Source organism: Flavobacterium sp. SM15, assembly GCF_022012335.1.
GTDB lineage: Bacteria > Bacteroidota > Bacteroidia > Flavobacteriales > Flavobacteriaceae > Flavobacterium.
Window position 1 is genome coordinate 213,134 of the sequence record NZ_JAKLTO010000001.1, and the last position, 24,275, is coordinate 237,408.

General features: G+C 38.4%; 24 protein-coding genes. 11 read left to right on the forward strand and 13 right to left on the reverse strand.

Annotated features, from left to right (window positions below; all coding sequences use genetic code 11):
- Window positions 1-120: 120 nt before the first annotated feature.
- The 5 genes from LZZ90_RS01020 to trmB all read right to left on the reverse strand — a co-directional run bounded on the left by LZZ90_RS01020 (window position 121) and on the right by trmB (window position 3,266).
- The gene (locus tag LZZ90_RS01020; protein ID WP_237789176.1) at window positions 121-360 is read right to left on the reverse strand and encodes a NifU family protein; all 240 of its coding nucleotides are present in this window, start codon (window positions 358-360) and stop codon (window positions 121-123) included.
- A gap of 9 nt (window positions 361-369) precedes the next feature.
- Window positions 370-1,497, reverse strand: a complete 1,128-nt coding sequence (locus tag LZZ90_RS01025; RefSeq protein ID WP_237788822.1) for an Mrp/NBP35 family ATP-binding protein — start codon at window positions 1,495-1,497, stop codon at window positions 370-372.
- A 128-nt stretch (window positions 1,498-1,625) separates the two neighbouring features.
- Window positions 1,626-1,958, reverse strand: a complete 333-nt coding sequence (locus LZZ90_RS01030; RefSeq protein WP_237788823.1) for an MGMT family protein — start codon at window positions 1,956-1,958, stop codon at window positions 1,626-1,628.
- Window positions 1,959-2,588, reverse strand: a complete 630-nt coding sequence (locus tag LZZ90_RS01035) for a LysE family transporter (protein WP_237788824.1) — start codon at window positions 2,586-2,588, stop codon at window positions 1,959-1,961.
- A 3-nt stretch (window positions 2,589-2,591) separates the two neighbouring features.
- Window positions 2,592-3,266: a tRNA (guanosine(46)-N7)-methyltransferase TrmB gene (gene trmB, locus LZZ90_RS01040; RefSeq protein WP_237788825.1), complete on the reverse strand. Its 675-nt coding sequence runs from the start codon at window positions 3,264-3,266 to the stop codon at window positions 2,592-2,594.
- A gap of 155 nt (window positions 3,267-3,421) precedes the next feature.
- Here trmB and LZZ90_RS01045 point away from each other — a divergent pair, with 155 nt between their 5' ends.
- Window positions 3,422-4,477, forward strand: coding sequence for a glycosyltransferase (locus LZZ90_RS01045; protein WP_237788826.1), 1,056 nt, complete (start codon window positions 3,422-3,424; stop codon window positions 4,475-4,477).
- A 10-nt stretch (window positions 4,478-4,487) separates the two neighbouring features.
- Here the strand turns inward: LZZ90_RS01045 and LZZ90_RS01050 are convergent, their stop codons facing one another.
- The gene (locus LZZ90_RS01050; protein ID WP_237788827.1) at window positions 4,488-5,531 is read right to left on the reverse strand and encodes a cell wall metabolism sensor histidine kinase WalK; all 1,044 of its coding nucleotides are present in this window, start codon (window positions 5,529-5,531) and stop codon (window positions 4,488-4,490) included.
- Window positions 5,532-6,215: a response regulator transcription factor gene (locus tag LZZ90_RS01055; RefSeq protein ID WP_237788828.1), complete on the reverse strand. Its 684-nt coding sequence runs from the start codon at window positions 6,213-6,215 to the stop codon at window positions 5,532-5,534.
- 212 nt (window positions 6,216-6,427) lie between these two features.
- Here LZZ90_RS01055 and LZZ90_RS01060 point away from each other — a divergent pair, with 212 nt between their 5' ends.
- From LZZ90_RS01060 to LZZ90_RS01085, 6 genes are all read left to right on the forward strand, one after another.
- Entirely contained in the window at window positions 6,428-9,217 is a 2,790-nt protein-coding gene (locus tag LZZ90_RS01060; protein ID WP_237788829.1) for a TonB-dependent receptor, read from the forward strand.
- A gap of 176 nt (window positions 9,218-9,393) precedes the next feature.
- On the forward strand, window positions 9,394-10,581 hold the full coding sequence (locus tag LZZ90_RS01065; RefSeq protein WP_237788830.1) for a hypothetical protein: 1,188 nt from the start codon (window positions 9,394-9,396) through the stop codon (window positions 10,579-10,581).
- A 105-nt stretch (window positions 10,582-10,686) separates the two neighbouring features.
- Window positions 10,687-11,028 carry a T9SS type A sorting domain-containing protein gene (locus LZZ90_RS01070; RefSeq protein ID WP_237788831.1) on the forward strand — a complete coding sequence of 114 codons (342 nt, stop codon included), beginning with the start codon at window positions 10,687-10,689 and terminating at the stop codon, window positions 11,026-11,028.
- 108 nt (window positions 11,029-11,136) lie between these two features.
- Window positions 11,137-12,060: a T9SS type A sorting domain-containing protein gene (locus LZZ90_RS01075; RefSeq protein ID WP_237788832.1), complete on the forward strand. Its 924-nt coding sequence runs from the start codon at window positions 11,137-11,139 to the stop codon at window positions 12,058-12,060.
- Window positions 12,061-12,134: 74 nt separating this feature from the next.
- Window positions 12,135-13,079, forward strand: a complete 945-nt coding sequence (locus LZZ90_RS01080; RefSeq protein ID WP_237788833.1) for a T9SS type A sorting domain-containing protein — start codon at window positions 12,135-12,137, stop codon at window positions 13,077-13,079.
- A 69-nt stretch (window positions 13,080-13,148) separates the two neighbouring features.
- Window positions 13,149-14,129 carry an acyl transferase gene (locus LZZ90_RS01085; protein ID WP_237788834.1) on the forward strand — a complete coding sequence of 327 codons (981 nt, stop codon included), beginning with the start codon at window positions 13,149-13,151 and terminating at the stop codon, window positions 14,127-14,129.
- Here LZZ90_RS01085 and tyrS read toward each other — a convergent pair.
- On the reverse strand, window positions 14,122-15,411 hold the full coding sequence (gene tyrS / locus LZZ90_RS01090) for a tyrosine--tRNA ligase (RefSeq protein WP_237788835.1): 1,290 nt from the start codon (window positions 15,409-15,411) through the stop codon (window positions 14,122-14,124). The two genes, LZZ90_RS01085 and tyrS, sit on opposite strands and share 8 nt — an antisense overlap.
- Before the next feature lie 114 nt (window positions 15,412-15,525).
- On the opposite strand from tyrS, the gene LZZ90_RS01095 reads away from it, so the two are divergent.
- Window positions 15,526-16,530 (forward strand): NAD-dependent epimerase/dehydratase family protein, encoded by a 1,005-nt coding sequence (locus tag LZZ90_RS01095; protein WP_237788836.1) that lies wholly within the window; start codon window positions 15,526-15,528, stop codon window positions 16,528-16,530.
- Here the strand turns inward: LZZ90_RS01095 and LZZ90_RS01100 are convergent.
- The 3 genes from LZZ90_RS01100 to LZZ90_RS01110 are packed head-to-tail and all read right to left on the reverse strand — an operon-like array spanning window position 16,496 to window position 18,953.
- Window positions 16,496-16,885 carry a DUF4296 domain-containing protein gene (locus tag LZZ90_RS01100; protein ID WP_237788837.1) on the reverse strand — a complete coding sequence of 130 codons (390 nt, stop codon included), beginning with the start codon at window positions 16,883-16,885 and terminating at the stop codon, window positions 16,496-16,498. The two genes, LZZ90_RS01095 and LZZ90_RS01100, sit on opposite strands and share 35 nt — an antisense overlap.
- A gap of 1 nt (window position 16,886) precedes the next feature.
- Window positions 16,887-18,224, reverse strand: coding sequence for a dihydroorotase (locus tag LZZ90_RS01105; RefSeq protein ID WP_237788838.1), 1,338 nt, complete (start codon window positions 18,222-18,224; stop codon window positions 16,887-16,889).
- 6 nt (window positions 18,225-18,230) lie between these two features.
- Window positions 18,231-18,953 (reverse strand): polyprenol monophosphomannose synthase, encoded by a 723-nt coding sequence (locus LZZ90_RS01110; RefSeq protein WP_237788839.1) that lies wholly within the window; start codon window positions 18,951-18,953, stop codon window positions 18,231-18,233.
- A gap of 180 nt (window positions 18,954-19,133) precedes the next feature.
- On the opposite strand from LZZ90_RS01110, the gene LZZ90_RS01115 reads away from it, so the two are divergent.
- Together LZZ90_RS01115 and LZZ90_RS01120 are read left to right on the forward strand one after the other, a co-directional pair.
- Entirely contained in the window at window positions 19,134-19,799 is a 666-nt protein-coding gene (locus tag LZZ90_RS01115) for a DUF4271 domain-containing protein (protein ID WP_237788840.1), read from the forward strand.
- 24 nt (window positions 19,800-19,823) lie between these two features.
- The gene (locus LZZ90_RS01120) at window positions 19,824-20,582 is read left to right on the forward strand and encodes a uroporphyrinogen-III synthase (protein WP_237788841.1); all 759 of its coding nucleotides are present in this window, start codon (window positions 19,824-19,826) and stop codon (window positions 20,580-20,582) included.
- Window positions 20,583-20,695: 113 nt separating this feature from the next.
- Here the strand turns inward: LZZ90_RS01120 and pckA are convergent, their stop codons facing one another.
- A complete protein-coding gene (gene pckA, locus LZZ90_RS01125) occupies window positions 20,696-22,309 on the reverse strand; it encodes a phosphoenolpyruvate carboxykinase (ATP) (protein WP_237788842.1) in 1,614 nt (537 codons plus the stop codon).
- Window positions 22,310-22,380: 71 nt separating this feature from the next.
- Entirely contained in the window at window positions 22,381-22,770 is a 390-nt protein-coding gene (locus tag LZZ90_RS01130) for a DUF423 domain-containing protein (RefSeq protein ID WP_237788843.1), read from the reverse strand.
- Window positions 22,771-22,895: 125 nt separating this feature from the next.
- Here LZZ90_RS01130 and LZZ90_RS01135 point away from each other — a divergent pair, with 125 nt between their 5' ends.
- Complete coding sequence (locus LZZ90_RS01135) at window positions 22,896-24,248, forward strand: saccharopine dehydrogenase family protein (protein ID WP_237788844.1); 1,353 nt, start codon at window positions 22,896-22,898, stop codon at window positions 24,246-24,248.
- Window positions 24,249-24,275 lie beyond the last annotated feature (27 nt).

A 24,275-nucleotide genomic window follows, 5' to 3' on the forward strand; every position in this document is an offset into this window, starting at 1 on the left:
TGATTAATGTCAGGTTTGCGTGAGGGATGGGAGCGGCATCCTTTTTTGGTGGCTGAGGCTCTCGAAGTCACCCAAAAAGATATAGCGTACAGCCCGACCCTTGTGGTCACGCCCAAAAAACTAAGCTATATTTACCACGGTTTCGATTTGTGGCGCATATTTTTTAATAGTGGTTTCCACACCCGCTTTTAAAGTCATCTGATTGATTTTGCACGAAGTACAAGCCCCTTCCAGACGCACTTTTACGTGTTTGTCGTCTTCGATGTCCACCAAGGTGATGTCGCCACCGTCGGAATTTAAAAACGGACGGATTTCCTCCAGCGCTTTTTCTATGGTTGACTTTAATTCTTGTGTATTCATCATTTACGATTATTTTTTCACGGCAGAACAACCCGCCATAGTGGTTATTTTAATTGCTTCGGTTGGAGGAAGGTTGTCGTTACGACGAACGGTTTCTTCCACTACATTTCTTGCTAAAGCCTCGAAAGCTGCTTGTACCGGAGAAGCCGTTTGCAAGGCTGCCGGACGACCGTAATCCCCAGCTTCGCGAATGCTTTGTACGATTGGTACTTCACCTAAGAATGGCACATTTAGATCTTCTGCAAGGTTTTTTGCACCTTCTTTTCCGAAGATGTAGTATTTATTGTTTGGTAATTCTTCCGGTGTGAAATAGGCCATATTTTCAATGATTCCCAAAACCGGCACGTTGATGCTTTCGTTCTGGAACATCGCCACTCCTTTTTTAGCATCGGCTAAAGCAACAGCCTGTGGAGTGCTTACCACAACCGCCCCTGTAATTGGCAACGACTGCATAATTGATAAGTGAATATCTCCAGTTCCCGGTGGTAAATCTAACAACATGAAGTCCAGTTCGCCCCAGTCGGCGTCGAAAATCATTTGGTTTAACGCTTTGGCTGCCATTGGCCCTCTCCAGATTACCGCCTGGTCCGGGCTGGTGAAGAATCCGATGGAAAGAATCTCTACTCCGTAACCCGTAATCGGTTTCATTTTGGATTTTCCGTCTACTTCAACAGAAATAGGTTTTGCCCCTTCCACATCAAACATAATCGGCATGGACGGCCCGTAAATATCGGCATCTAAAACTCCAACTTTAAAGCCCATGTTGGCTAAAGTTACCGCTAAATTTGCGGTGATTGTAGATTTTCCAACTCCGCCTTTTCCGGAAGAAACAGCAATGATGTTGCTGATTCCTGGAATCGATTTTCCTTTGATTTGTGGTTTCTCAGGAGCCTCTACCTTAATATTTACTTTTATTTTCGCCTTATCGTAGATCTTTTCATGGATCACTTTCATGATGTCTACCTCAGCACGTTTTTTAATGTGTAAGGCTGGTGTTGTCAATAATAAATCCACCACTACCTCGTCGCCAAAAGTGATCACGTTTTGAACCGCACCGCTCTCGACCATATTTTTTCCTTCTCCGGCAATGGAAATCGTTTCCAAAGCGCTAAGAATTTCTTTTCTATCTAATTTCATTTTATTTGAGAATGCTTTAAATCTTTCGGAATCAAATCTTTATTAAGACTGATTCTCGATTGCAAAGATAACCTGAAAAGTTTAATCCCCGCACTGCAAATCGCAAAAGTTTTGTGAAAATATTTACCCTACAACTGAATTTCTGGCTGCCAAAAATGCTTATCGAAATCAACGATTTGATTATTTTCAACCTTTATCCCTTCACTTTCGAGCAACTGCTGCATGAGATTTGTTCCGTCAAAATGATGTTTTCCAGTTAAAACTCCGTTTCGGTTTACCACTCGATGCGCCGGAATATCTTCCATTAAATGAGAAGCATTCATTGCCCAGCCCACCATTCTTGCAGAGCGCGCCGCACCTAAAGCCTTGGCAATAGCACCATAAGAAGTTACTTTTCCGTAGGGAATTTGTCGCGCCAGATCATAAACGCGCTGAAAAAAATTATCGTTATCCGCAGCCATTTAGCTTTTCAGAATCTTGACAAGGGTTACAATAGAAATGATGCCCGTCACCGTTCCAATAATATAGTTTCCGTTGGTCATCAAAAAGGAAGGCTTGTCGGATTCTTTTTTCTTAAAGAAAAGAATGTAGAGGTAAAACATTAAAAACGAACCCACTACCGTTCCTAAAACAAACATCCAAATATAGGATTGATTAAAGAAAAACCAGCCTTTTCTGGAAAACCATACACTTAAAAACACGTAGTATGGAATAGGTAAAAGATTTAGCAACGACAAGAGCATCCCTAAGAAGAATCTACTTGTTTTACTTTTCATTTTAAGCTCGTCTTTCTTCTTTTTGGTTTTCTTGCCGGCCCAGAAAAAATAAACGGTAAGTCCTAAAAAAATGAACAGCCCAATTTCCTGTAACAGGATAACCACTTCCGGGTTTCGGTCGATAAATTTTGCAAAAAGCACCGCAATGTACGTTTGAAAAATAACCGTCACACTGGCGCCCAAAGCAAAAGTGATCGCGCGGCTCCTACCATCAACAGCACTTACCTTTGCCGCCGTCATGTTTAAAAGACCCGGCGGGGCCACTCCAACAGAAGCAGCCGTAAACCCTAGAATAAGCGGCAAAAAATAATTCATCAATTATTTGATTTTAAATTGAATATAGGTAATGGCTTTGTTTTGTTCCAAATACTGACTTTCATAAAACGTTTGGATCGCGGTTACCACTTCCGGCGAACCTTCGTTTTTATACACGTTATGGTTGGCATAAATTACCTCGTGCCCTTGTCCGTGCAATAACCCTAAAGTGTAACCATGCATGAATTCGCTGTCGGTTTTCAGGTTCATGATCCCGTTGTGCTTCAATATTCTTTTATAACGCTGTAAAAACTCGGAATTCGTTAAACGATGCTTGGTACGTTTGTACTTGATTTGCGGATCTGGAAAGGTAATCCAGATTTCGTCTACTTCACCTTCGGCAAAACAGTTTTCAATCAATTCAATTTGAGTACGCAAAAAAGCCACGTTGTTCATTCCTCCTTCAACAGCCGTTTTAGCTCCTCTCCAAAATCGTGCCCCTTTTATATCTACTCCTATAAAATTTTTGTTTGGATAACGCTCGGCCAAACCAACCGAGTATTCACCTTTACCACAACCCAATTCCAAAACTAATGGATGGTTGTTTTTAAAAACCTCTTTATTCCACTTACCTTTCATCGAAAAATTATCGCTGGTAACTTCTTCACGCGTTGGCTGAAATACATTGTTAAACGTAGCGTTTTCGTTGAATCTTTTTAATTTATTTTTACTTCCCACGACTTAATTTAAAATTTTGGTAAAATTAAGGAAATATATACCAATAAAAATAGCTTTACTTTGCAGTAATTATTTTGGGGTCAAATATAGAAATTTGAATCAAAATATTTGGTTATGAAATAGTTAAGACGATTCACTTTTGATTGATTGATAAAATGCCGAAAAAAAGAATTCTCGTTGCCCCGCTGAATTGGGGTTTAGGACATGCCACACGCTGCATCCCAATAATAGAAGCCTTAGAAAATCATGATTTCGAACCCATAATTGCTTCCGATGGGATCGCCTTAGCGTTACTAAAAAAAGAATTCCCTCATTTAACAGCACTCGAACTTCCTTCCTATAAAATTGAATACGCACAAAACGGCGAAAACTTCAAATGGAAACTTTTCAAACAGATTCCCAATATGTTTACCGCAGTGCGCAACGAACGAAAAGTGGTAGAACATTGGCTTGAGCAGTACAACATCGACGGCATCATCTCTGATAATCGATTAGGGGTACACTCCAAAAAAGTACCCTCTGTTTTTATTACTCATCAGTTAAACGTACTTACCGGAAATACTTCTTGGTTTACAACTAAAATACATCATTTTTTTATTAAAAAATTTAATGAGTGCTGGGTACCTGATACCGCTGAAAAACCAAATTTATCAGGCAAACTCGGTCACTTGGAAGACAATTCGCTAAATGTGAAATACATTGGGCCACTAAGCCGCATCCGTAAAAAACCAATAGAGAAAATTTACGATCTGATGGTGATTCTATCAGGCCCTGAACCGCAACGCACTCTTCTGGAAAACAAACTAAAGGAAGAACTGCGCAACTATGAAGGCAACATCATTTTTATTCGCGGGTTAGTAGAAGAAGAACAAAAAATCACCAAACGCTTCAACATTACCTGTTACAACTATATGAATACCGAAGAATTGGAACTGGCTTTCAACCAAAGTAAAATGGTATTGTGTCGTTCAGGTTATACCACAATCATGGACTTGGCCAAATTAGGCAAAAAGGCTTTTTTTATTCCTACCCCTGGGCAATACGAACAGGAATACTTAGCAAAAAAACTTAAGAAAAAAGGCTTGGTTCCTTCCTGCAAACAAGACGATTTTAAAGCAGATCATCTTTTGCAGGTTGATTTGTACAAAGGCTTAAAAAATGTTAGGAAAAGCGAAGTAACCTGGAAAGAACTGTTTAGCATTTTCCAGTAACCACTAAGAGCTATTTGGTTTTTTCTAAGGTAAATGAGAACTCCGAACCGTAGCCGTATTTACTTTCCACATAAATTTTTTGGTTGTGGGCCTCAATGATGTGCTTCACGATGGACAATCCTAAACCGGAACCGCCTTCCGAGCGCGCACCGCTTTTGTCCACGCGGAAAAAACGCTCAAACAAACGCGAAATGTGCTGTTTCTGGATTCCTTCGCCATTATCGGTAATTCGGACTATGACTTTGTTGTTTACCAAATCTTCAATACTTACTTCGGTTGTCCCGTTTTCTTTTCCGTATTTGATGGAATTCATGATCAGATTGGTCAAAACCTGCTGGATTTTCTCCTGATCGCCCAAAACGTAAATCGGCTTGGTGTACTTCATGTCGAACATGAGCATGATGTTTTTCTCATCGGCCTTCATTTCCAATAAATCAAAAACATTCTGTACCACGTCGATGATGTTGAACTCGGAAAACTCCAGATTGAGATCGCCGGCTTCCAATTTGGTAATCATGTCCAGATCTTTAACGATATGGATCAGGCGCTCAACACCCTTCTCGGCTCGTTCCAGATATTTTTTGCGGATGGTTTTGTCGTTCATCGCACCGTCAAGCAAGGTGGAAAGGTAACCTTGTACCGTAAACAAAGGCGTTTTTAGCTCATGGGAAACATTACCAAGGAATTCGCGTCGGTATTCTTCACGAATTTTTAAGGTTTCAATTTCGATTTTCTTCTCTTTAGCAAACTTCTGAACGTCTTGCGTTAAGGTAGCCATATCGGTCGTAATTGGCTGATTTCTAAGGGTGGTAGAATCTAAAAGAGAAACATCGTCGTAGATTTTCTTCACTCTTTTATAGATGAATTTCTCTACCCGGTACTGCAGCATGAAAAAAGAAAAGCAAAGGGTTGCCAATGCAAACAACCCAATAAATGCATAATTGATTTCAAAAAAAAAGTACAACAGTATTGCAATGAACCCCGTAGTAAACAAAGTAATGTAAAACGATGATTTTATCGCAAACTTGTAAGATTTCTTGAAATTTATGCTCATTTACAGTTCCAGCTTATAGCCTACTCCTTTTATGGTTTTAAACAAATCGTCGCCAATTTTCTCTCTTAATTTTCGAATGTGAACATCGATGGTTCTTCCACCAACAACCACTTCATTACCCCAAACTTTATCTAAAATTTCTTCACGTTTGAATACTTTTCCGGGTTTGGAAGCCAAAAGATAAAACAATTCAAACTCTTTTCGAGGCAAAACGATTTCTTCGCCTCCATTGATAATTTTGTACTCCTCACGGTTAATTTCAATGTCCCCGATTTTAAGCACATCGCTGCTTTTTTCTTCTTCTTTTAAACGACGCAACAACGCCTTTACCTTACTCACCAAAACTTTTGGCTTGATGGGTTTTGCGATGTAATCATCGGCTCCGGCATCGAATCCGGCCACTTGGGAATAATCTTCGCTTCGTGCCGTTAAAAAGGTAATGATAACATTGGACAGTTCGGGAATACGACGGATGTTCTCACAGGCTTCCATCCCGTCCATCTCCGGCATCATCACGTCCATGATAATTAACTGGGGAAGTTCTTTTTTGGCTTTAGCGATGGCTTCTTTTCCATTGCTGGCCGTTACAATCTGATAACCTTCCTGAGACAGGTTGTATCCTACGATTTCTAGGATGTCCTGCTCGTCATCAACCAATAAAATCTTAATGTCTTTCTTTTTCATAAATGTTGACACGCTATGTGTTTTCAGGATGTAAAGGTAAAGATAATACAAAAGTTTCTACATCGCCTACTATGTGTTAACGATTATTTAATCTCTTAACCTTTTGATAATACAATCGAAACGGAATCATAACAAGTGAGTAACATCGGGTTAATCTAGCTAAAGTTCCTTTGCACCAGAATTAAAATAACACACTTTAACAACACACTCTAATGAACTTCAAATTTTTAGTTGCCGCATTCTTTATCACATTCTTGAGTTTTGCACAAAAAGGAACGGTTACCGGGATAATCACAGACAAAGACATGAACAACGAGGCACTTGCATTTGCCACCGTAATGATCAAAGGCACCACAAACGGAATCAATACCGACGAGCAGGGAAAATATACACTTTCAGTCGCTGAAGGAAGCCATATCCTAGTAATTTCCTTTTTAGGATACGAAAGTATGGAAATCCCCTTTACCATTAAAGCCAACGAAACCAAAACCATCAATCAGGCTTTGGGTTCTAAAGGAGTAGAACTGCAAGACGTAGTTATTAAGGTAGAACAGAACCGTGAAAAAGAAACCGCACTCTTAGCTGAACAAAAAAAAGCAGTTGAAATCAAACAATCTATCGGAGCTCAGGAACTTTCCCGAAAAGGAGTAAGTGACGTAGAGGAAGGTTTAACAAAAATAACCGGAATTACCAAAGTAGGTTCTCGCGGACTTTTTGTTCGAGGATTAGAAGATCGTTACAACAACTTGTTGATTAACAATTTGGCAGTACCTTCCAACAACCCGTTCAAGAAAATTATCCCATTGGATTTAATCCCTACCGATGTAGTAAGTGTAATTGAAACTTTTAAAACATTTAATCCAAACATTTATGGTGATTTTGCAGGTGCGACTTTTAATATCGTAACTTCAAAACCTACCAATAGTATTACTAAATTATCTATAGGTGCAGGAATCACTACCAACAATAATTTAAGGAACTTCTATACTGCAAAAGAAATTGGAACAACAAAAGGCTTCTTCGGATTAACCGGAAACGACCGAGAACTTCCTTCTGAATTTCACTCAAAACCAAATCCACCGGTTACCTTAAACCGCCAGGATGCCGTAAATGCTTTTAAAACCGGATTCGAAATCGAGAAAACCAAAAGCCCTTTAAACAGCAGCATCGGATTATTACATGCTGAAAAATTCAACTTAAAAAACAGCAAAATCAGCTACTTGCTTTCCTTAAATTTTGACAATTCCTACACGTACCGAAAAGGAGCAGACAGAACCTTAACACCAACGGATTTGATCCAGTACTCAAATAACTTTCAGTCTACTCAGTACAACTACAAAACGAACTTCTCATCAATTGTAGGAGTTAACTATGCAGCAGAACGCTTGAATTTATCTGCAAATGTGTTGTATTTGAAAACTTCTGACAACATGATTCAGGATCAGTACGGTTATCAAAATCAGCAAACTGATGTTACCGATTATTTAATCCGTACTAATCAGCTTGATGAAACACAATACTTAAACGGACAATTATTTGGAGATTACGCATTAACTTCAAACAAAAACCACAATCTAAAATTTGGAGTTTCATTGGCTAAAACCGCATATGGTCAGCCGGACAGAAATTTCTATTCCGGACATGCAGTTTCAGAAGACAATGTAATTGTAAGTTACGGTGGAAACAACTTTTTAAGACAGTACTTAGACATTAAAAACGACATGTACAACTCTGCGTTTTTAGAATACAATTTGAAATTCGGAAACGACCACAAATTATCCATTGGATACAACGGCAATACTAACGCAACGGTTTCTTCCTACCGCTTTATTCAAACTATTAAAAATTTCACCACCGGAGGTTCTTTCAGTCTGAATCCGTTTGCTGCAGATTCACAAATCGAAGCCGACCTTATGAATTATGAGATTTCTTTTCAGGAAGCCAGTAACGCAACATGGAAAGCTAAATTAAATGAAAACGTTAATGCTGGTTACGCCAACTTATTCTACAAATTCTCGGATAAATTCGAAGTAAATGCCGGTGTACGTGCAGAAAAATATGACCGTACTACTAAGTATAAAGAAATCGGTTCTTTTGATGATCCTTACAAAAAAATCAACAAAGACAAGATATATATTTTACCTTCTGTGAATTCAAAATATGCAATTAATGAAACCATGAACCTTCGTTTTGCAGCTTCACAAACCTATACTAAACCAGTCATTATGGAGTCGTATCCTTTACAAATTGTAAATCCGGATAACACAACCATCCAAGGAAATCCATATTTGGTAAACAGTGACAATACTAATTTCGACCTGAAATTTGAAGCCTTCCCAACCTCAAAAGAAATGTTTGCTATTGGCGCTTTTGGAAAATACATCAAAAATCCAATCGAGCGTTCCTACTTAATTTCTTCGGGAGCTAATACACAAACCTATTTCAATTCGGATAACGCTAAATTGTACGGAGTTGAAGCAGAATTCATTCTGGACTTAGAGCGTCTTTCAAAATCCTTAACCGATTTTTCATGGGGCTTCAACACTTCTATTATGAAAACCGATGTTACCGTTCCTGAATATGTAATCAGTCCTAATGGTGACAAAATCAAAAGTATCGAAACCCACAAAGACAGAGAATTACAAGGGGCTTCAAAGTGGTTAATCAATTCCGATTTAAAATACCAGTTCAACCTAAGCAGTACTTGGACCAATACGATTTCTGCGGTGTATTCGGTATTTGGAAAACGCATTTATAGTGTGGGAACCAATGGAGTAGATCATCTTTACGAACTTCCGGTAAGCAAATTGGATTTCGTTTTAACCAGTAAGCTTTCAAAAAATATTGATTTAAAACTTTCTGCCGATAACGTTCTAAACCCTAATACAAGGTTAGAATTAGGAAAAGACAATACCACAAAAACTTTCAATGAAGATTCCTTTATAATGAAAGACTACAAAAAAGGAGTTGGATTCTCTTTCAGCCTAGGCTACACGTTTTAAAAACAAATAACTAAAAAAGCAGTGCTACGGTACTGCTTTTTTGTTTTTCAATAACAATTAGTTTACATAAAGATGAATTTTCAATAATGATTCCTTGATATTGATTTAACGCATCAAAAAAAAAGACTAACCATCTTTGCATCAACGATATAACTATTAAATAAAAAACCAAAAAAATGAAAAAGTTATTATTCAGCTTAGCTATTTTAGGCTCAATTTTCACAGGATGTTCTAAAGACGATGAGGATGAGAACACACAAGTAACTCCCCAAGTTGGTGAAATCTCAGGAAACATCACTGCAAACAAAACTTATGCTTACGGGAATTACACTTTAAAAGGAATTGTAAGAGTAAAAGCTGGTGCTACTTTAACTATCGATGCAGGATCAACAGTTACTTGTGATAAAGCAAACGGAGACAACGCATTAGTAATCGAAAACGGTGCAAAATTAATCGTTAACGGTACAGAATCAGCTCCAGTAATTTTTACTGAACTTTCTAAAGTTCCTGGTTCTTGGGGTGGTATCATCATGTACGGTGATGCACCTGCAAAAGTTTTAGGCGGTGGAACTACTTCAATCTCTGAAGACGGATTATCATTATCTTACGGAGGTACAAACGCTAACCACAACGGAGGTTCTTTAAACTATGTTCGTGTAGAATACGCTGGGAAAAAATTAGCCGACGGAACTAAAGAATTAAACGGTTTCTCTTTCTATTCAGTTGGAGCAGGAACAACATTAAATCACTTGGTATCTTATATGGGTGCTGACGACGGTTTCGAGTTTTACGGTGGTAACGTAAGTTTAAAAAATGCAATTTCTTACGGAAACTATGATGATTCTTTCGACTGGCAAGACGGATGGTATGGTCAGGAAAACACAAACTGGTATGCTTACCAAGTAAACAAAGGAAACTTCGGTATTGAAATTGAGGCTTCTGCTAACAACAACACTTTCTGGCCTAAATTTACAAACGTCACTTTAAAAAGAGCTAACGGATGTACTCCTGAAGTTGCTGGTGATGTTCAAGTTGATGCTATTCAGTTTAAAAAAGAAGGAAACGGAGATTTTACAAATGTAGTAATTGACGGATACGGTTCTTATACTGAAGCTGGTACAACTTACCAAGGAGCTGCTATCAAAATTCAAGATGCAAGTACTAACACTAATCAGGTTAATGGTTCAAAAATCAAACTGACTAATGTAAAAATCACAAACACAGCTCAAGTTGTAGCTGGAGCAAGCGGTTCAATAGTGGTTACCTTCCCTACAGGTCAGTTTACAACCAGCACAACTTCTGCAGGTGCTTCTTTAACACCTGGAGCTTGGTCAACAGCTAACGGAAGTAACTTGTTACAGTAACAAAAAACAACATTTATGTCACAAAAAACGCTCTTGATCGAAAGAGCGTTTTTTTTGGCACAGCTTTTGAAAATATTTTTATATATTTACACAATAAATGTTCACATGAAGAAAAAATACTTTAATATTATTCTTATCGTCTTCTTCTTATTTTCCGCAAAAACTTTTGCTCAGGAAAGTAAAGGCGGGGCTGTGGGCAAAACTCAGGAAAACACCATTGAAGGATTAAACATCTACCCAAACCCCACTAACGGAGACAAAATCTACATCGTTTCAAAACAATCTCAGGAAAAAGAAGTGGAAATTTTTGACGTGTTGGGCAAACGAATCCTTCAAACCACAATTAATTCTAAAGAGTTGAATATCGGCAACTTGAACGCTGGCGTGTACATTATAAAAATCAAAGAAGGCGAAGCTTCCGCCACAAGAAAACTTATTGTTAGGTAATTGCAAAGCTGCAGTTCATCGATTTAATAATAATTTCATATAGAAAAATTTTACATTTTCTAAATAGTCCTTATCTTTGTTGTCCAATTTTTAAAAATCAGAAAAAAAATGAAAAAAATCTACTTATTAGGCGCTATACTAGCTACGACGTTATCTTTTGGTCAAGTATTCACTGGAACTTATAATTTTGCAAGTGTTACTGCACCTCCAACAGGAACAGGACTTATTGATCCAACACCGGTTCCAACTGCAACCGGAATCGTGTTCGGTTCATTTTCTTGTGTTAACTCTGTTGCTACGCAACCAACTGCAGGTGGTCGTTTTTCTTTCGACAACCAGCCATTAGGAGCTACAAATGGAGACAACAACTACGCTAACTTAACAGGAGCTATAGATCTTACAAACTACATGCAGGTTACCATTACTCCAGATGCAGGTACAACATACGATTTAACTGGAATTACTTTCAGACACCAAAGATCAGGTACAGGCGTTAGAACTTATGCTGTAAGATCAAGTGCTGATGGATATGCAACAAACTTACCCGCTTCAATCAACCCAGCTAATGCAGAATTATCTGTTCAAACTGGCGATGTCTTCTTTAGAGTAAATGATGCTACAACAACAGGGCAAAACGGAAGCACTATCACTTTGAGTGGAGCTAATTTCACAGGACTTACAGGGCCAGTTACTTTTAGATTCTACGGATGGAATGCAGAAGGAACAGGTGGTACCAACAGTATTGATGATGTTGCAATTTCAGGAAATGTAACAGCTTTATCTACAAATGAATTTGGAAACATCGCTGGATTAAAATTTTATCCAAATCCGGTAACTGACGGAAAATTATTTATTTCTTCCGATTCAAATTCAACAAAAACTGTTGCCATCTACGATGCTTTAGGAAAACAAGTTTTAAACACTACAGTTGAAAACGGTTTCGTTAACACTTCAGCATTAAACACTGGTGTTTACATGGTTAAAATTACAGAAGAAGGAAAAACTGCTGCTAGAAAATTAGTAATCAAGTAATTTTTTCTTACAAAAATAGGAAAGCACCACTTAGTTGGTGCTTTTTTTATATCTTTACTTAAACAAAAAGAATTATGAAAAAAATTTACTTAGCAGGCGCAATATTAGCTACAACAATATCCTTCGGGCAGCAGACGTTACCTTTTACAGATGCTTTTAATTATCCAGCGGGCAATTTACACGATACTGCTCCTTGGGAAGCATTAGGATTTCCAAATGCAGGTGGTGACCATATTCTATTAGACGGTTCAAAAGTAATCTTCGCCGGCATTGGTACTGATGCACAGATCAAGGTTACACCTCAATCTTCGGGTACTGTTTTTTACAAATTCAGCCTTAAAGTAGTTTCTATGGCCGGGGTTACTCAAGCAAATGGCGGCTATTTAGCAGGCTTCGCGACAAATGCCATAACTCACGGAGGAACACTTTGGACGAAGCGCGTAGACGACAATACTTTCAAATTTGGTATTGAAACCGCAACAGCAACTGGAGTAGACACCACTTGGGACACAGCCGATTATTCTACAGGAACAACTTACACGGTTGTTGTAGCTTACACTTTTGGCACCGGCACTAGTGATGACATCACAAGTTTATGGGTAAACCCAACAGGTGCAGACGAGGCCTCACCGCTATTAACTGACTACCATACAGGCACAGACTTAGCTTATATCGAAAGTTTTTTCTTAAGACAAGACAGTGTACAAGAAACTCCTTCGGTAGAAATTGACAATGTAAAAGTTTCGAACTCATTCACAGAGGTTTTGGCAAATACCAAATTTAATGCAATTGCAGGTTTAAAAATTTTCCCGAATCCGGTTACCGATGGCAAATTATTTATTTCTTCTGATACTGGAACCACAAAAACAATCGCTATTTACAACGCCTTAGGAAAACAAGTTTTAAACACTACCATTGAAAACGGTTATGTGAACACTTCAAACTTAAGTACTGGCGTTTACATGGTTAAAATTACCGAAGAAGGAAAAACTGCTACTAGAAAATTAGTGATCAAATAATTATTCTTACATACACACAAAAAAGCATCAGTAAAAGTTGGTGCTTTTTTTTATTTGTAACTTTGTGCCATGTTAAGCACTTCAGATATTTTTCACATCGGCTCCAAAAAAGAATTTGAGAAACTGACCCTCAAAGTATTTCGTCATCAATACGACAATAATTTGGTGTACCAGAATTTCTGCAAGTTGCTTAAAAAGGACAAGACAAATGTCAAATCACTTACCGAGATTCCGTTTCTTCCTATTCAGTTTTTCAAAACCCATGAAGTGGTAAGCTCAAAAGATCCGGTTAAAATTACCTTTACCAGCAGCGGAACTACCGGCATGACTACCAGCCGTCACTTGGTTACCGATTTGCAGTTTTACGATGAAAGCTTCCGATTAGCCTTTTCCCAATTTTATGGCAACATCGAAGACTATGTTGTTTTGGCGTTACTTCCTTCTTATTTGGAACGCGAAGGATCCTCCTTAATTTATATGGTTGAAGATTTGATTGAGCGCTCTAATCAAACTGAAAGCGGTTTTTATCTGCACAACTACGACGAGCTTATTCAAAAGCTGATACAACTGGACGCAGCAGGCCAAAATGTTTTATTGATTGGCGTTACGTATGCCTTACTGGATTTGATCGAAAAGCAAAACTTTCAACTCAAAAACACCATTATCATGGAAACCGGCGGCATGAAAGGAAAGCGAAAAGAGATCATCCGTGAAGAACTACACGAATTGCTCTGCAAAGGTTTTGGTGTTTCGAAAATACATTCTGAATACGGCATGACCGAGCTGCTATCCCAAGCTTATTCTTTAGGCGATGGAATATTCGAATGCCCGCCGTGGATGGAAATTCTTGTTCGCGATCCCGAAGATGCACTTTCCTATGTATCCGAAGGAAAAACCGGCGGAATCAATGTGATTGATCTGGCCAACATCAACTCATGTTCTTTTATTGCTACTCAGGATTTGGGAAAAAAATATCCCAACCATTCGTTTGAAGTGTTGGGACGTTTTGACAATTCTGATATTCGTGGCTGCAACCTGATGGTTATTTAACCTTGATTACATAATAATTTTTCTTTCCTTTTTGAAGCAATAAGAATTGGTTACTGATCAAATCTTCTTTGGTGATTTTATACTCTTCGCCAACTTTAGCTTTGTTTAACGAAACCGCGTTTTGTTTTAATTCTCTTCTGGCATCACTATTAGAAGCTAAGAAACCGGTTTTTGCAGAAAGTGCTGCGATCATATCCAGACCTTCTTCCAATTCTGCCATGGCAATTTCAGCTTGCGGAACGCCTTCAAAAACTTCTAAAAAAGTTTTATCATCTAATTTTTTAAGCTCGTCCATAGTTGGGCTGAAAAACGCATTAGAAGCTGCGATTGCATTTTCTAAATCTTCTTTAGAATGTACCATAACCGTAATTTCCTCGGCTAATTTTTTCTGCAAAGCTCTCAAATGCGGTGCCTGATTATGTTCTGCAATTAAGGCTTCAATGGTTTCTTTATCTAAAAAAGTGAAAATCTTAATGTATTTTTCTGCATCAACATCCGAAGTATTCAACCAATACTGGTAGAATTTGTACGGAGAAGTACGCTCAGCATCCAACCAAATATTCCCTCCTTCAGATTTACCAAATTTGGTCCCATCGGCTTTGGTAATTAACGGACAGGTTAACGCATAGGCTTTCCCAGACTCAATTCTGCGCACCAATTCCGTTCCAGTAGTAATGTTTCCCCACTGATCGCTTCCGCCCATTTGTAGCGTACAGCTTTTTGTGCGGTATAAGTGTAAAAAGTCGAACCCTTGCACTAGTTGATATGTGAATTCTGTAAACGACATTCCTTCGGCAGATTCTCCTGTCAAACGTTTTTTAACCGAATCCTTTGCCATCATGTAGTTCACGGTAATATGCTTTCCAACATCACGAATAAATCCTAAAAAGGAGAATTCCTTCATCCAATCGTAGTTGTTTACCAATTCGGCAGCGTTAGGCTCATTTGATGCAAAATCTAAAAATCGCGCCAATTGCCCTTTTATCGCATCCTGATTGTGTCGTAAAGTCGCTTCATCCAACAAGTTTCTTTCGTTCGATTTTCCAGACGGATCTCCAATCATTCCGGTTGCACCCCCTACAAGCGCTAAGGGTTTGTGCCCGCTTAACTGAAAATGACGCAACATCATCACACCTACCAAATGCCCTATATGCAATGAATCAGCAGTTGGATCAATACCCACATACGCCACACGCATCTGCTCCATCAAATGTTCTTCTGTGCCTGGCATTACGTCGTGGAGCATTCCTCTCCAAGTCACTTCTTCAATAAAATTTTTCATTTGTATCCTGAATTTTCGCAAAGATAAAATTTATTGTTGATTCACTTATTTGGTTACTGGGTTATTTAAAAAAAAATCGCAATTCGTAATCCATATATTCGTATTTTCGCTTTTATGATATTAGTAACCGGCGGAACAGGAATGGTGGGAGCACATCTTCTACTGCATTTACTTCAAAACAATGAAGCGGTTCGTGCTATTTACAGAACTCCCGCTTCCTTAGAGAAAACCAAAACGTTTTTCGCTCAAGAGAACCAATCGTTTCTTTTTGATAAAATTCAATGGATTCAGGCCGATATTCTCGACATTCCCGCTTTAGAAAAAGCTTTCGAAGACATATCCCACGTTTACCATTGCGCCGCCCTTATTTCTTTTGATCCAAACCACGAGGAACAACTTCGCAAAACCAACATCGAAGGCACCGCCAATATGGTAAATTGTTCCATAGATTTTAGCGTTAAAAAGTTCTGTTACGTGAGTTCAATTGCCGCTTTGGGCGACACAAAAGAAGGCGAAACCGTTATCACGGAAGAAACAGAATGGAATCCGGAAAAAAACCACGGCGATTATGCTCTGAGTAAATTCGGTGCTGAAACCGAAGTGTGGCGTGCTTCCCAAGAAGGACTACAAATAGTTATCGTTAATCCGGGAGTGATTTTCGGAACCGGTTTTTACCCGTCCGGAAGCAACGAGCTTTTATGCAAAATTCAGAACGGTTTTCCTTTTTATTCTAAGGGATCCACCGGAATTACTGCCGTAAACGATGTGGTTAAAATCATGACTTCACTTATGAAGAGTGAAATTCACGGCGAACGTTTTACCGTGGTTTCCGAAAACATGAACCTGCAAGAACTCTTGTTCACCCTTGCCGATAACCTGCATAAAAAAAGGCCATACATTTATGCACGACCTTATATTACTTCTTTTGCCTGGCGAATGGATTGGCTGATTTCAAAATTGTTCTTCAGAGAACGAACTTTTACACGCGCTACGGCTAAATCCTCCCACTCAACAGATATTTACGATAATTCGAAAGTGACTTCCAAATTAAATTATACCTTCCAACCCATGAAAGAATGCCTTGCTATTGTATCGCAGGCGTATCTGAAGGCTCAATAGGTTTCCCCGTCTGCCCCATAGATGTTTCTCCTAAAGCTTCTGTTGCTTTTTCTAAACGATGGTAAACCTCCCCATACATTTTCTTATACCGATTCGGATCTGAGGCATAGTATCGATTACTTTTATTAAAAGTAATGCTATCAATATTGTATTTTTTATAGATCAGCTCGTTAACTTTCACATTGTTCTGATTCATCTTTATCGGATCTACGGTTTCGGCAGACTGCATTACCGTAATGTCGTAAAGAATATCAATCATCACATCTTTATCAATTAAGTTTTCCGGTTTTTCTACAGCTTTCTCACTACAAGAAACCATAACAGCCAAACTTAAAAATAATAGTAGCTTTTTCATCTTAACGTTCAAATAATAGGCGTTGTCCAAATCGGTCTTCTTTCACTTTTCCATTGGCATATACCAAATGACCGTTTACAAAGGTATGTGAAATTCGCGATTTAAAATTCGTTCCTTCAAATGGTGACCATCCGCATTTGTAGAGGATATTGTCTTTGTTCACTGTCCAGGGAGCTGTGGTATTTACAATGGTTAAATCTGCAAAATAACCTTCTCTGATAAACCCTCTTTTTTCGATTTTGAAAACTTTAGCAGGATTGTGCGCCATTTTCTCCACGATTTTCTCCACTGAGATTTTTCCTTGAAGATGCGCTTCAAACATTGCCACTACGGCATGCTGTACCAAAGGCCCTCCCGAAGGCGCACTCGTGTAAGGATTTTGCTTTTCTTCCCAAGTGTGTGGCGCGTGGTCGGTTGCAATTACATCGATGCGATCATCCAATAACGCTTTCCAAAGCCCGTCTTTATCCGCTTGAGTTTTTACCGCCGGATTCCACTTAATTAAAGTTCCCTTAGTTTTATAATCTTCGTTGGTAAACCATAAATGGTGTACACAAACTTCGGCCGTGATTTTCTTTTCTTCTAAAGGAATCTTATTGGTAAACAAATCCGTTTCTTTGGCAGTGGAAAGGTGAAAAATATGTAGACGAGCTCCTGTTTTCTTGGCCAATTCAATTGCTTTGGAAGACGATAGATAACACGCTTCTTCACTTCGGATCAAATGATGGAATTCCATCGGGATATCATCTCCATACTCCGCTTTGTATTTTTCCAGATTTGCTTTAATGGTCGCTTCATCTTCACAATGCACGGCGATCAGCATCGAGGTACTGGAGAAGATTTTTTCCAAAACCTCTTCGTTATCCACCAACATATTTCCGGTAGAAGAACCCAAAAACAACTTAATCCCGGCAACATTACGCGGGTTGGTTTTCAGTACTTCCTCCAAATTGTCGTTGGTTCCTCCCATCATAAACGAATAATTCGCATACGAAGATGCCGAAGCAATCTGGTATTTCTGTTCCAACAATTCTTGGGTTACCGCATTGGGAACCGTGTTGGGTTGTTCAATAAACGAAGTGATTCCTCCGGCAACCGCCGCTCTGGATTCGGACGCGATATCGCCCTTATGGGTTAAACCCGGTTCACGAAAATGCACCTGATCATCAATAACACCAGGAATTAAATAACTTCCTTCTGCATCAACCACCGTAAAATTGGGTTTAACACTGATGCTTTCGGCAATTTCTTTAATAATTTCATTTTCAATCAATACATCGCCTTCGAAGATAGTACCTTCGTTAACAATTTTTGCGTTTTTTATTAGTGTGTGGTTCATTTGTCGTTACAAACGGTTTAGCATTTTTCGTATTCGCAATGAAATAACTCCAAAAATGGCTTCCTTAATAATGGAATTACTCATTTTAGACTGTCCTTTGGTTCTATCGGTGAAAATGATAGGCACTTCCACAATCTTAAAGTGTTTCAAAAACGTACGGTACTTCATTTCAATCTGAAACGCATATCCGATAAATTTTATTCTGTCCAAGCTAATAGTTTCCAACACGTTTCGCTTATAGCAAACAAAACCGGCTGTGGTATCGTGTATTTTCATACCGGTAATCAGGTTCACGTAAATGGAAGCAAAATAAGACAACAAAACCCTGCTCAAAGGCCAGTTTACCACATTCACTCCGGTAATATAACGTGATCCGATTGCCATATCGGCCCCTTCAACACAAGCGTGATAAAGACGCTCCAAATCGGCAGGATTGTGTGAAAAATCGGCATCCATTTCGAAAATGTATTCAAACTGATGCTCCAAAGCCCATTTGAAGCCATGAACGTAAGCCGTTCCTAAACCTGCTTTCTTTTGCCTTTTTTCCAAATGCAATTGCTCCGGAAAATCCTTTTGAAGCTCCAACACCTTTTCGGAAGTTCCATCCGGAGAATTATCGTCTACAATCAGCACATGGAAAGGAGTTGTCAGTGAAAACACTGCATTAACAATACTTTCAATATTTTCAATTTCGTTATAAGTAGGAATGATGACAACACCCTTGGCCATTTCGATAAAATTTTGGTGCAAAAATAACGTTTTTCTGCCGACGGTTTCACAATAAAATTATAATAAAAATACAATCAATGTATACAATTGCAATTTTAAAGTACCGTTTTTTCCGAATTTTATTTTCCATCAATTCAAAATGTACGTTTGCCACTAAAATTTAGTATTTTTACCCTCGAAATGATGGATTTAATTTTAAACGAACGAATCACAGAAAGTAAGGATTGGGCAACGATCCTGTTTGTACTGTGCTTTTCCTTGATTGCAGTTAACAGAGCGATTTTCGAAGTGCGTTTTGTAGAATTCATGCGCTTAGGGATTTCAGACAAATACCTGAAAATCTATAAAGACAGCGGCAATATGCAGAGCTGGTTTACCATTTCAATGTTTGTGGTTCAGTTGATTTCCTTTGCTTTTTTAATCCAACTAACCTTAAGTGTATTCGGAATTACTACCAAAACCAACTGGATTACCTTTATTCAAATCGTTACGCTTTTGGGCGTTTTCATCCTCTCAAAATACTTAGTGGAAAAAATTATCGCCACCACTTTTAGCATTGAAGAATTTAACGAACAGTTTAATTTACAAAAAGTTAACTACCGAACTTATATAGGAATGTTGATCTTGCCGATCAATTTATTTCTTTTCTACAATGATTTTTTATCAAAAACACTAATTCTAAGTCTTATCGCTATCATTTTGATAATAAACATGATAACTTATTTCTTTTCATTAAAAAATTATCAAAACTTAATCCTGAGTAAGTTCTTTTATTTTATTTTGTATCTTTGCGCACTTGAAATAGCGCCCTATTATTTCATGTATTATTTGTTTACGAAAAATTAAAATAATAGAATTTTTTTTCAAATTATGAAAGTGAAAACGATCTTGGTTTCGCAACCAGAGCCTAAAGTGGACAATTCTCCATACTTCGAGCTTCAGCAAAAACTGAAAATCAAAATCGACTTTAGACCATTTATTCACGTTGAGGGCGTTCCTGCCAAAGAGGTACGAGCACAAAAAATCGACTTAAATAATTTCACGGCTATTATTTTAACCAGCAAAAACTCTGTGGATCATTTCTTTAGAGTTGCCGAGGAAATGCGTTATAAAGTACCTGAAGATTTAAAATATTTCTGCCAGTCGGAAGCTATTGCATTTTACCTTCAGAAATATGTGGTGTACAGAAAACGTAAAATTTATGTTGGTCAGAAAGACTTTGTCGATTTGTCGCCACTGATTAAAAAGTACAAAGACGAAAAATTCCTTTTACCTTCTTCGGATCAGTTAAATGCTGATGTACCACAAACCTTAAACGGATTGAAAGTAAACTGGATTCCAGGAACTTTTTACAGAACAGTAATGAGTGATCTTTCAGATCTAGCCGATGTTTATTACGATGTTTTGGCCTTTTTCAGCCCGACTGGAATCAAATCATTATTTAAAAACTTCCCTGACTTTGTACAAAACAACACCCGAATTGCTGTTTTTGGAAGCACCACTCAAAAAGAAGCTTTAGAACACGGTTTACGTGTAGACATCATGGCTCCAACACCGGAAACCCCATCGATGACCATGGCATTAGAAAAATACATTGTTAAAGCAAACAAAGAATCAAAGGACAAATAAAACTACTCTTTATAAACAAAAACAGCTTTCGGGCTGTTTTTTTATGTCTTAGAAACACTAAAAAGAAAAGGCTGTTCGTCTGAACAGCCTTTTTATTCTAACAGAATTTGATCTTACAATTGAGGACCCGCTTTCACAAGGTTTTTACCTTCTTCGTTGTCTGTGTACTGAACGAAGTTGCTGATAAAACGCTGCGCCAAATCCGTAGCTTTTGCAGTCCATTCAGAAGCATCTGCATACGTATTTCTCGGATCAAGAATTTCAGTATTTACCCCTTCTAAAGCCGTTGGCACTTCTAAGTTGAAGATAGGAACGATTTGAGTTGATGCTTTCTCTAAAGAACCATCTAAGATTCTGTCGATGATCGCACGGGTATCTTTAATAGAAATACGTTTTCCAGTACCGTTCCAACCTGTATTTACCATATATGCTGTAGCATTATGCTCTTCCATTTTCTTCACAAGTTCCTCACCGTATTTAGTTGGGTGCAAACATAAAAATGCTTTTCCAAAACAAGCAGAGAACGTAGGCTCAGGCTGAGTCACTCCTCTTTCAGTACCTGCTAATTTTGCAGTAAATCCGGAAAGGAAGAAGTATTTGGTTTGCTCCGGAGTCAATTTAGAAACTGGAGGCATAACTCCAAAAGCATCCGCAGTCAAGAAGATTACTTTAGAAGCATGACCCGCTTTTGAAACCGGTTTTACAATATTTTCGATGTGATCAATTGGGTAGGAAACACGAGTATTTTGAGTAACCGAACCGTCTTTAAAGTCGATGATTCCGTTAGCATCAAGAGTAACATTTTCTAATAATGCATCTTTTTTGATGGCTCCGAAAATATCCGGCTCGTTTTCTTTACTTAAATCGATGGTTTTAGCGTAACATCCTCCTTCGAAGTTGAACACTCCGTCATTGTCCCATCCGTGCTCGTCGTCTCCGATTAATTCACGTTTTGGATCAGTAGACAAAGTGGTTTTACCCGTTCCTGATAATCCGAAGAAAACCGCAACATCACCATCTTTTCCTTTATTGGCCGAACAGTGCATAGAAGCAATCCCTTTCAATGGAAGGTAGTAGTTCATCATAGAGAACAACCCTTTTTTCATTTCACCACCGTACCAAGTACCACCAATCAACTGGATTTTCTCAGTAAGATTGAACGCAATATACACTTCAGAATTTAATCCATGAGCTGCGTAATCTTTGAAGCTTGTTTTAGAAGCGTTCATTACGATGAAATCCGGCTCACCGAAATTCTCTAATTCAGCTTCCGTTGGACGAATGAACATATTTTTCACGAAATGTGCCTGCCAAGCCACTTCCATGATAAAACGCACTTTTAAACGCGTGTCTTCATTAGCGCCACAAAACGCATCCACTACATATAATTTTTTTCCTGAAAGTTGGTTAACCGTAGTCTCTTTTAAAGCATTCCAAGTATCCTGAGAAATCGCTTTGTTATCGTTAACCGCTTTTTCCGAAGTCCACCAGATGGTATCTTTGGTTACATCGTCTTTTACAATATATTTATCTTTAGGAGATCTTCCGGTAAATACGCCCGTCATTACATTAACTGCCCCAAGTTCAGACAATTGCCCTTTTTCAAAACCCTCCAAAGCAGGATTTAACTCTTCATTGTATAAGAAATCATACGATGGATTATAAATAACCTCAACCGTATTATTAATACCGTATTTCTCTAATGAAATTGTTTTGGTAACATTCATAAAGTGTTGTTTGTTTGTTTTTAAGAACGCAAAAATAAAAATTTAATTTTAGATATATTTTTTTTAACCAATTATTCTGCTTTTTTTCCCAGAATTTTAGCAAAAAGAACCACCCAGCCTGCAATGAGAAACAATCCGCCAATTGGTGTTATCGGACCGATAAATTTTGTTGCAATACCGGTTAATGAAGCTGTAGAAAGCAGGTAAATCGATCCTGAAAAAAACAACACTCCAAGAATGATCAACCTGAAGATCAAAAGCTTGCCTTTTTCCGAAAGCAATGCCGTAGTCCCAATAAAAAGCAGAAACAAGGCGTGGTACATCTGATATTTCACTCCGGTTTCAAAAGTAGCCAGCTGATTTTCATCCAAAACCGCCTTGAGCCCATGGGCGCCGAAAGCCCCTAAAACAATTGCGAAAGCTCCAATCAATGCAGCCGACGCTATAATTTTCCTATCCATATCTTAAAATAATTTCAAAGGTAAGATTATTTTAAAACGTTAAATAATGAAACTTAACTCCTTTTCTGTTTCGTAAGAATATAACAAATTAGTATTTTCGTAAACTTTTTAAAACAACACTCAAAATGAGAAACATATTGATTATTGGAGCAGGCCGTTCTGCTTCTTCGCTTATAAAATATTTGCTGAACAAATCCGATGCTGAAAACCTACATCTGACCATTGGAGATTTATCGCTAGAACTGGCCGAGCGCAAAACCAATAATCACAAAAACGCAACGGCAATTCAACTGGATATTGCTAATGTGGAACAGCGTCAGGCGGAAATCCAAAAAGCCGACATTGTAATCTCTATGTTACCCGCTTTCATGCACATTGATGTGGCAAAAGACTGTATTGCATTCAAAAAGCACATGGTAACCGCTTCTTATATTTCCGATGCGATGCAGGCCTTGGACGAAGAAGTTAGAGCCAACAATCTGGTTTTCATGAACGAAATCGGTTTGGATCCCGGGATCGACCACATGAGTGCCATGAAAATTTTAGATGAAATTCGTGAAGAAGGCGGAAAAATGATTTTGTTCGAATCGTTCTGTGGTGGTTTAGTAGCCCCGGAATCCGACAACAATCTTTGGAACTACAAATTTACCTGGAACCCTAGAAATGTGGTATTGGCCGGACAAGGCGGTGCTGCAAAATTCATTCAGGAAGGCACCTATAAATACATTCCGTACCATAAATTATTTAGAAGAACGGAGTTTTTGGAAGTGGAAGGTTATGGCCGATTTGAAGGCTACGCCAACCGCGACTCTTTAAAATACAGAAGCATTTACGGGTTAGACGATGCATTAACCGTTTACAGAGGAACCATTCGCCGTGTTGGGTATTCCAAAGCTTGGGATATGTTTGTTCAATTAGGAATGACCGACGATACTTATGCAATTGACGACTCAGAAACGATGAGTTACCGTGAATTCGTGAATCTGTTCTTACCTTACCACCCTACTGATTCGGTTGAAATCAAATTACGTCATCAGCTAAAAATCGATCAGGACGATGTAATGTGGGACAAATTATTAGAGCTAGACTTGTTCAATCCGAATAAAATAATTGGTCTAAAACACGCAACTCCGGCACAGATTCTAGAAAAAATCCTAACAGACAGCTGGACTTTGGAGCCACACGACAAAGACATGATCGTAATGTACCACAAATTCGGTTACGAATTAAACGGCGAGAAAAAACAAATTGATTCTACTATGGTTTGCATCGGAGACGATCAAACATACACCGCTATGGCAAAAACCGTTGGTTTACCAGTAGCGATGGCCACTTTACAGATTCTGAACGGCAACATCAAAACTCCTGGCGTTCAACTTCCGATCAAAAAAGAAGTTTACGAGCCAATTTTAAAGGAACTGGAAGAATACGGAGTGATTTTCACTGAAAAACAAGTAATTTACAAAGGTTACAAATAATAAAAAGTCCCGCCTAAAGCGGGACTT

Bases quoted from the DNA above. Each gene is read 5' to 3' on its own strand.
- LZZ90_RS01105 (WP_237788838.1), bottom strand. From the start codon at position 18,224: ATGAACCACACACTAATAAAAAACGCAAAAATTGTTAACGAAGGTACT.
- LZZ90_RS01050 (WP_237788827.1), bottom strand. From the start codon at position 5,531: ATGAGCATAAATTTCAAGAAATCTTACAAGTTTGCGATAAAATCATCG.
- LZZ90_RS01115 (WP_237788840.1), top strand. From the start codon at position 19,134: ATGATGGATTTAATTTTAAACGAACGAATCACAGAAAGTAAGGATTGG.
- LZZ90_RS01020 (WP_237789176.1), bottom strand. From the start codon at position 360: ATGAATACACAAGAATTAAAGTCAACCATAGAAAAAGCGCTGGAGGAA.
- LZZ90_RS01065 (WP_237788830.1), top strand. From the start codon at position 9,394: ATGAAAAAGTTATTATTCAGCTTAGCTATTTTAGGCTCAATTTTCACA.
- LZZ90_RS01085 (WP_237788834.1), top strand. From the start codon at position 13,149: ATGTTAAGCACTTCAGATATTTTTCACATCGGCTCCAAAAAAGAATTT.
- LZZ90_RS01075 (WP_237788832.1), top strand. From the start codon at position 11,137: ATGAAAAAAATCTACTTATTAGGCGCTATACTAGCTACGACGTTATCT.
- LZZ90_RS01120 (WP_237788841.1), top strand. From the start codon at position 19,824: ATGAAAGTGAAAACGATCTTGGTTTCGCAACCAGAGCCTAAAGTGGAC.
- LZZ90_RS01100 (WP_237788837.1), bottom strand. From the start codon at position 16,885: ATGAAAAAGCTACTATTATTTTTAAGTTTGGCTGTTATGGTTTCTTGT.
- LZZ90_RS01080 (WP_237788833.1), top strand. From the start codon at position 12,135: ATGAAAAAAATTTACTTAGCAGGCGCAATATTAGCTACAACAATATCC.
- LZZ90_RS01095 (WP_237788836.1), top strand. From the start codon at position 15,526: ATGATATTAGTAACCGGCGGAACAGGAATGGTGGGAGCACATCTTCTA.
- pckA (WP_237788842.1), bottom strand. From the start codon at position 22,309: ATGAATGTTACCAAAACAATTTCATTAGAGAAATACGGTATTAATAAT.
- LZZ90_RS01070 (WP_237788831.1), top strand. From the start codon at position 10,687: ATGAAGAAAAAATACTTTAATATTATTCTTATCGTCTTCTTCTTATTT.
- LZZ90_RS01025 (WP_237788822.1), bottom strand. From the start codon at position 1,497: ATGAAATTAGATAGAAAAGAAATTCTTAGCGCTTTGGAAACGATTTCC.
- LZZ90_RS01110 (WP_237788839.1), bottom strand. From the start codon at position 18,953: ATGGCCAAGGGTGTTGTCATCATTCCTACTTATAACGAAATTGAAAAT.
- LZZ90_RS01045 (WP_237788826.1), top strand. From the start codon at position 3,422: ATGCCGAAAAAAAGAATTCTCGTTGCCCCGCTGAATTGGGGTTTAGGA.
- LZZ90_RS01055 (WP_237788828.1), bottom strand. From the start codon at position 6,215: ATGAAAAAGAAAGACATTAAGATTTTATTGGTTGATGACGAGCAGGAC.
- LZZ90_RS01030 (WP_237788823.1), bottom strand. From the start codon at position 1,958: ATGGCTGCGGATAACGATAATTTTTTTCAGCGCGTTTATGATCTGGCG.
- tyrS (WP_237788835.1), bottom strand. From the start codon at position 15,411: ATGAAAAATTTTATTGAAGAAGTGACTTGGAGAGGAATGCTCCACGAC.
- LZZ90_RS01135 (WP_237788844.1), top strand. From the start codon at position 22,896: ATGAGAAACATATTGATTATTGGAGCAGGCCGTTCTGCTTCTTCGCTT.
- LZZ90_RS01060 (WP_237788829.1), top strand. From the start codon at position 6,428: ATGAACTTCAAATTTTTAGTTGCCGCATTCTTTATCACATTCTTGAGT.
- LZZ90_RS01130 (WP_237788843.1), bottom strand. From the start codon at position 22,770: ATGGATAGGAAAATTATAGCGTCGGCTGCATTGATTGGAGCTTTCGCA.
- LZZ90_RS01035 (WP_237788824.1), bottom strand. From the start codon at position 2,588: ATGAATTATTTTTTGCCGCTTATTCTAGGGTTTACGGCTGCTTCTGTT.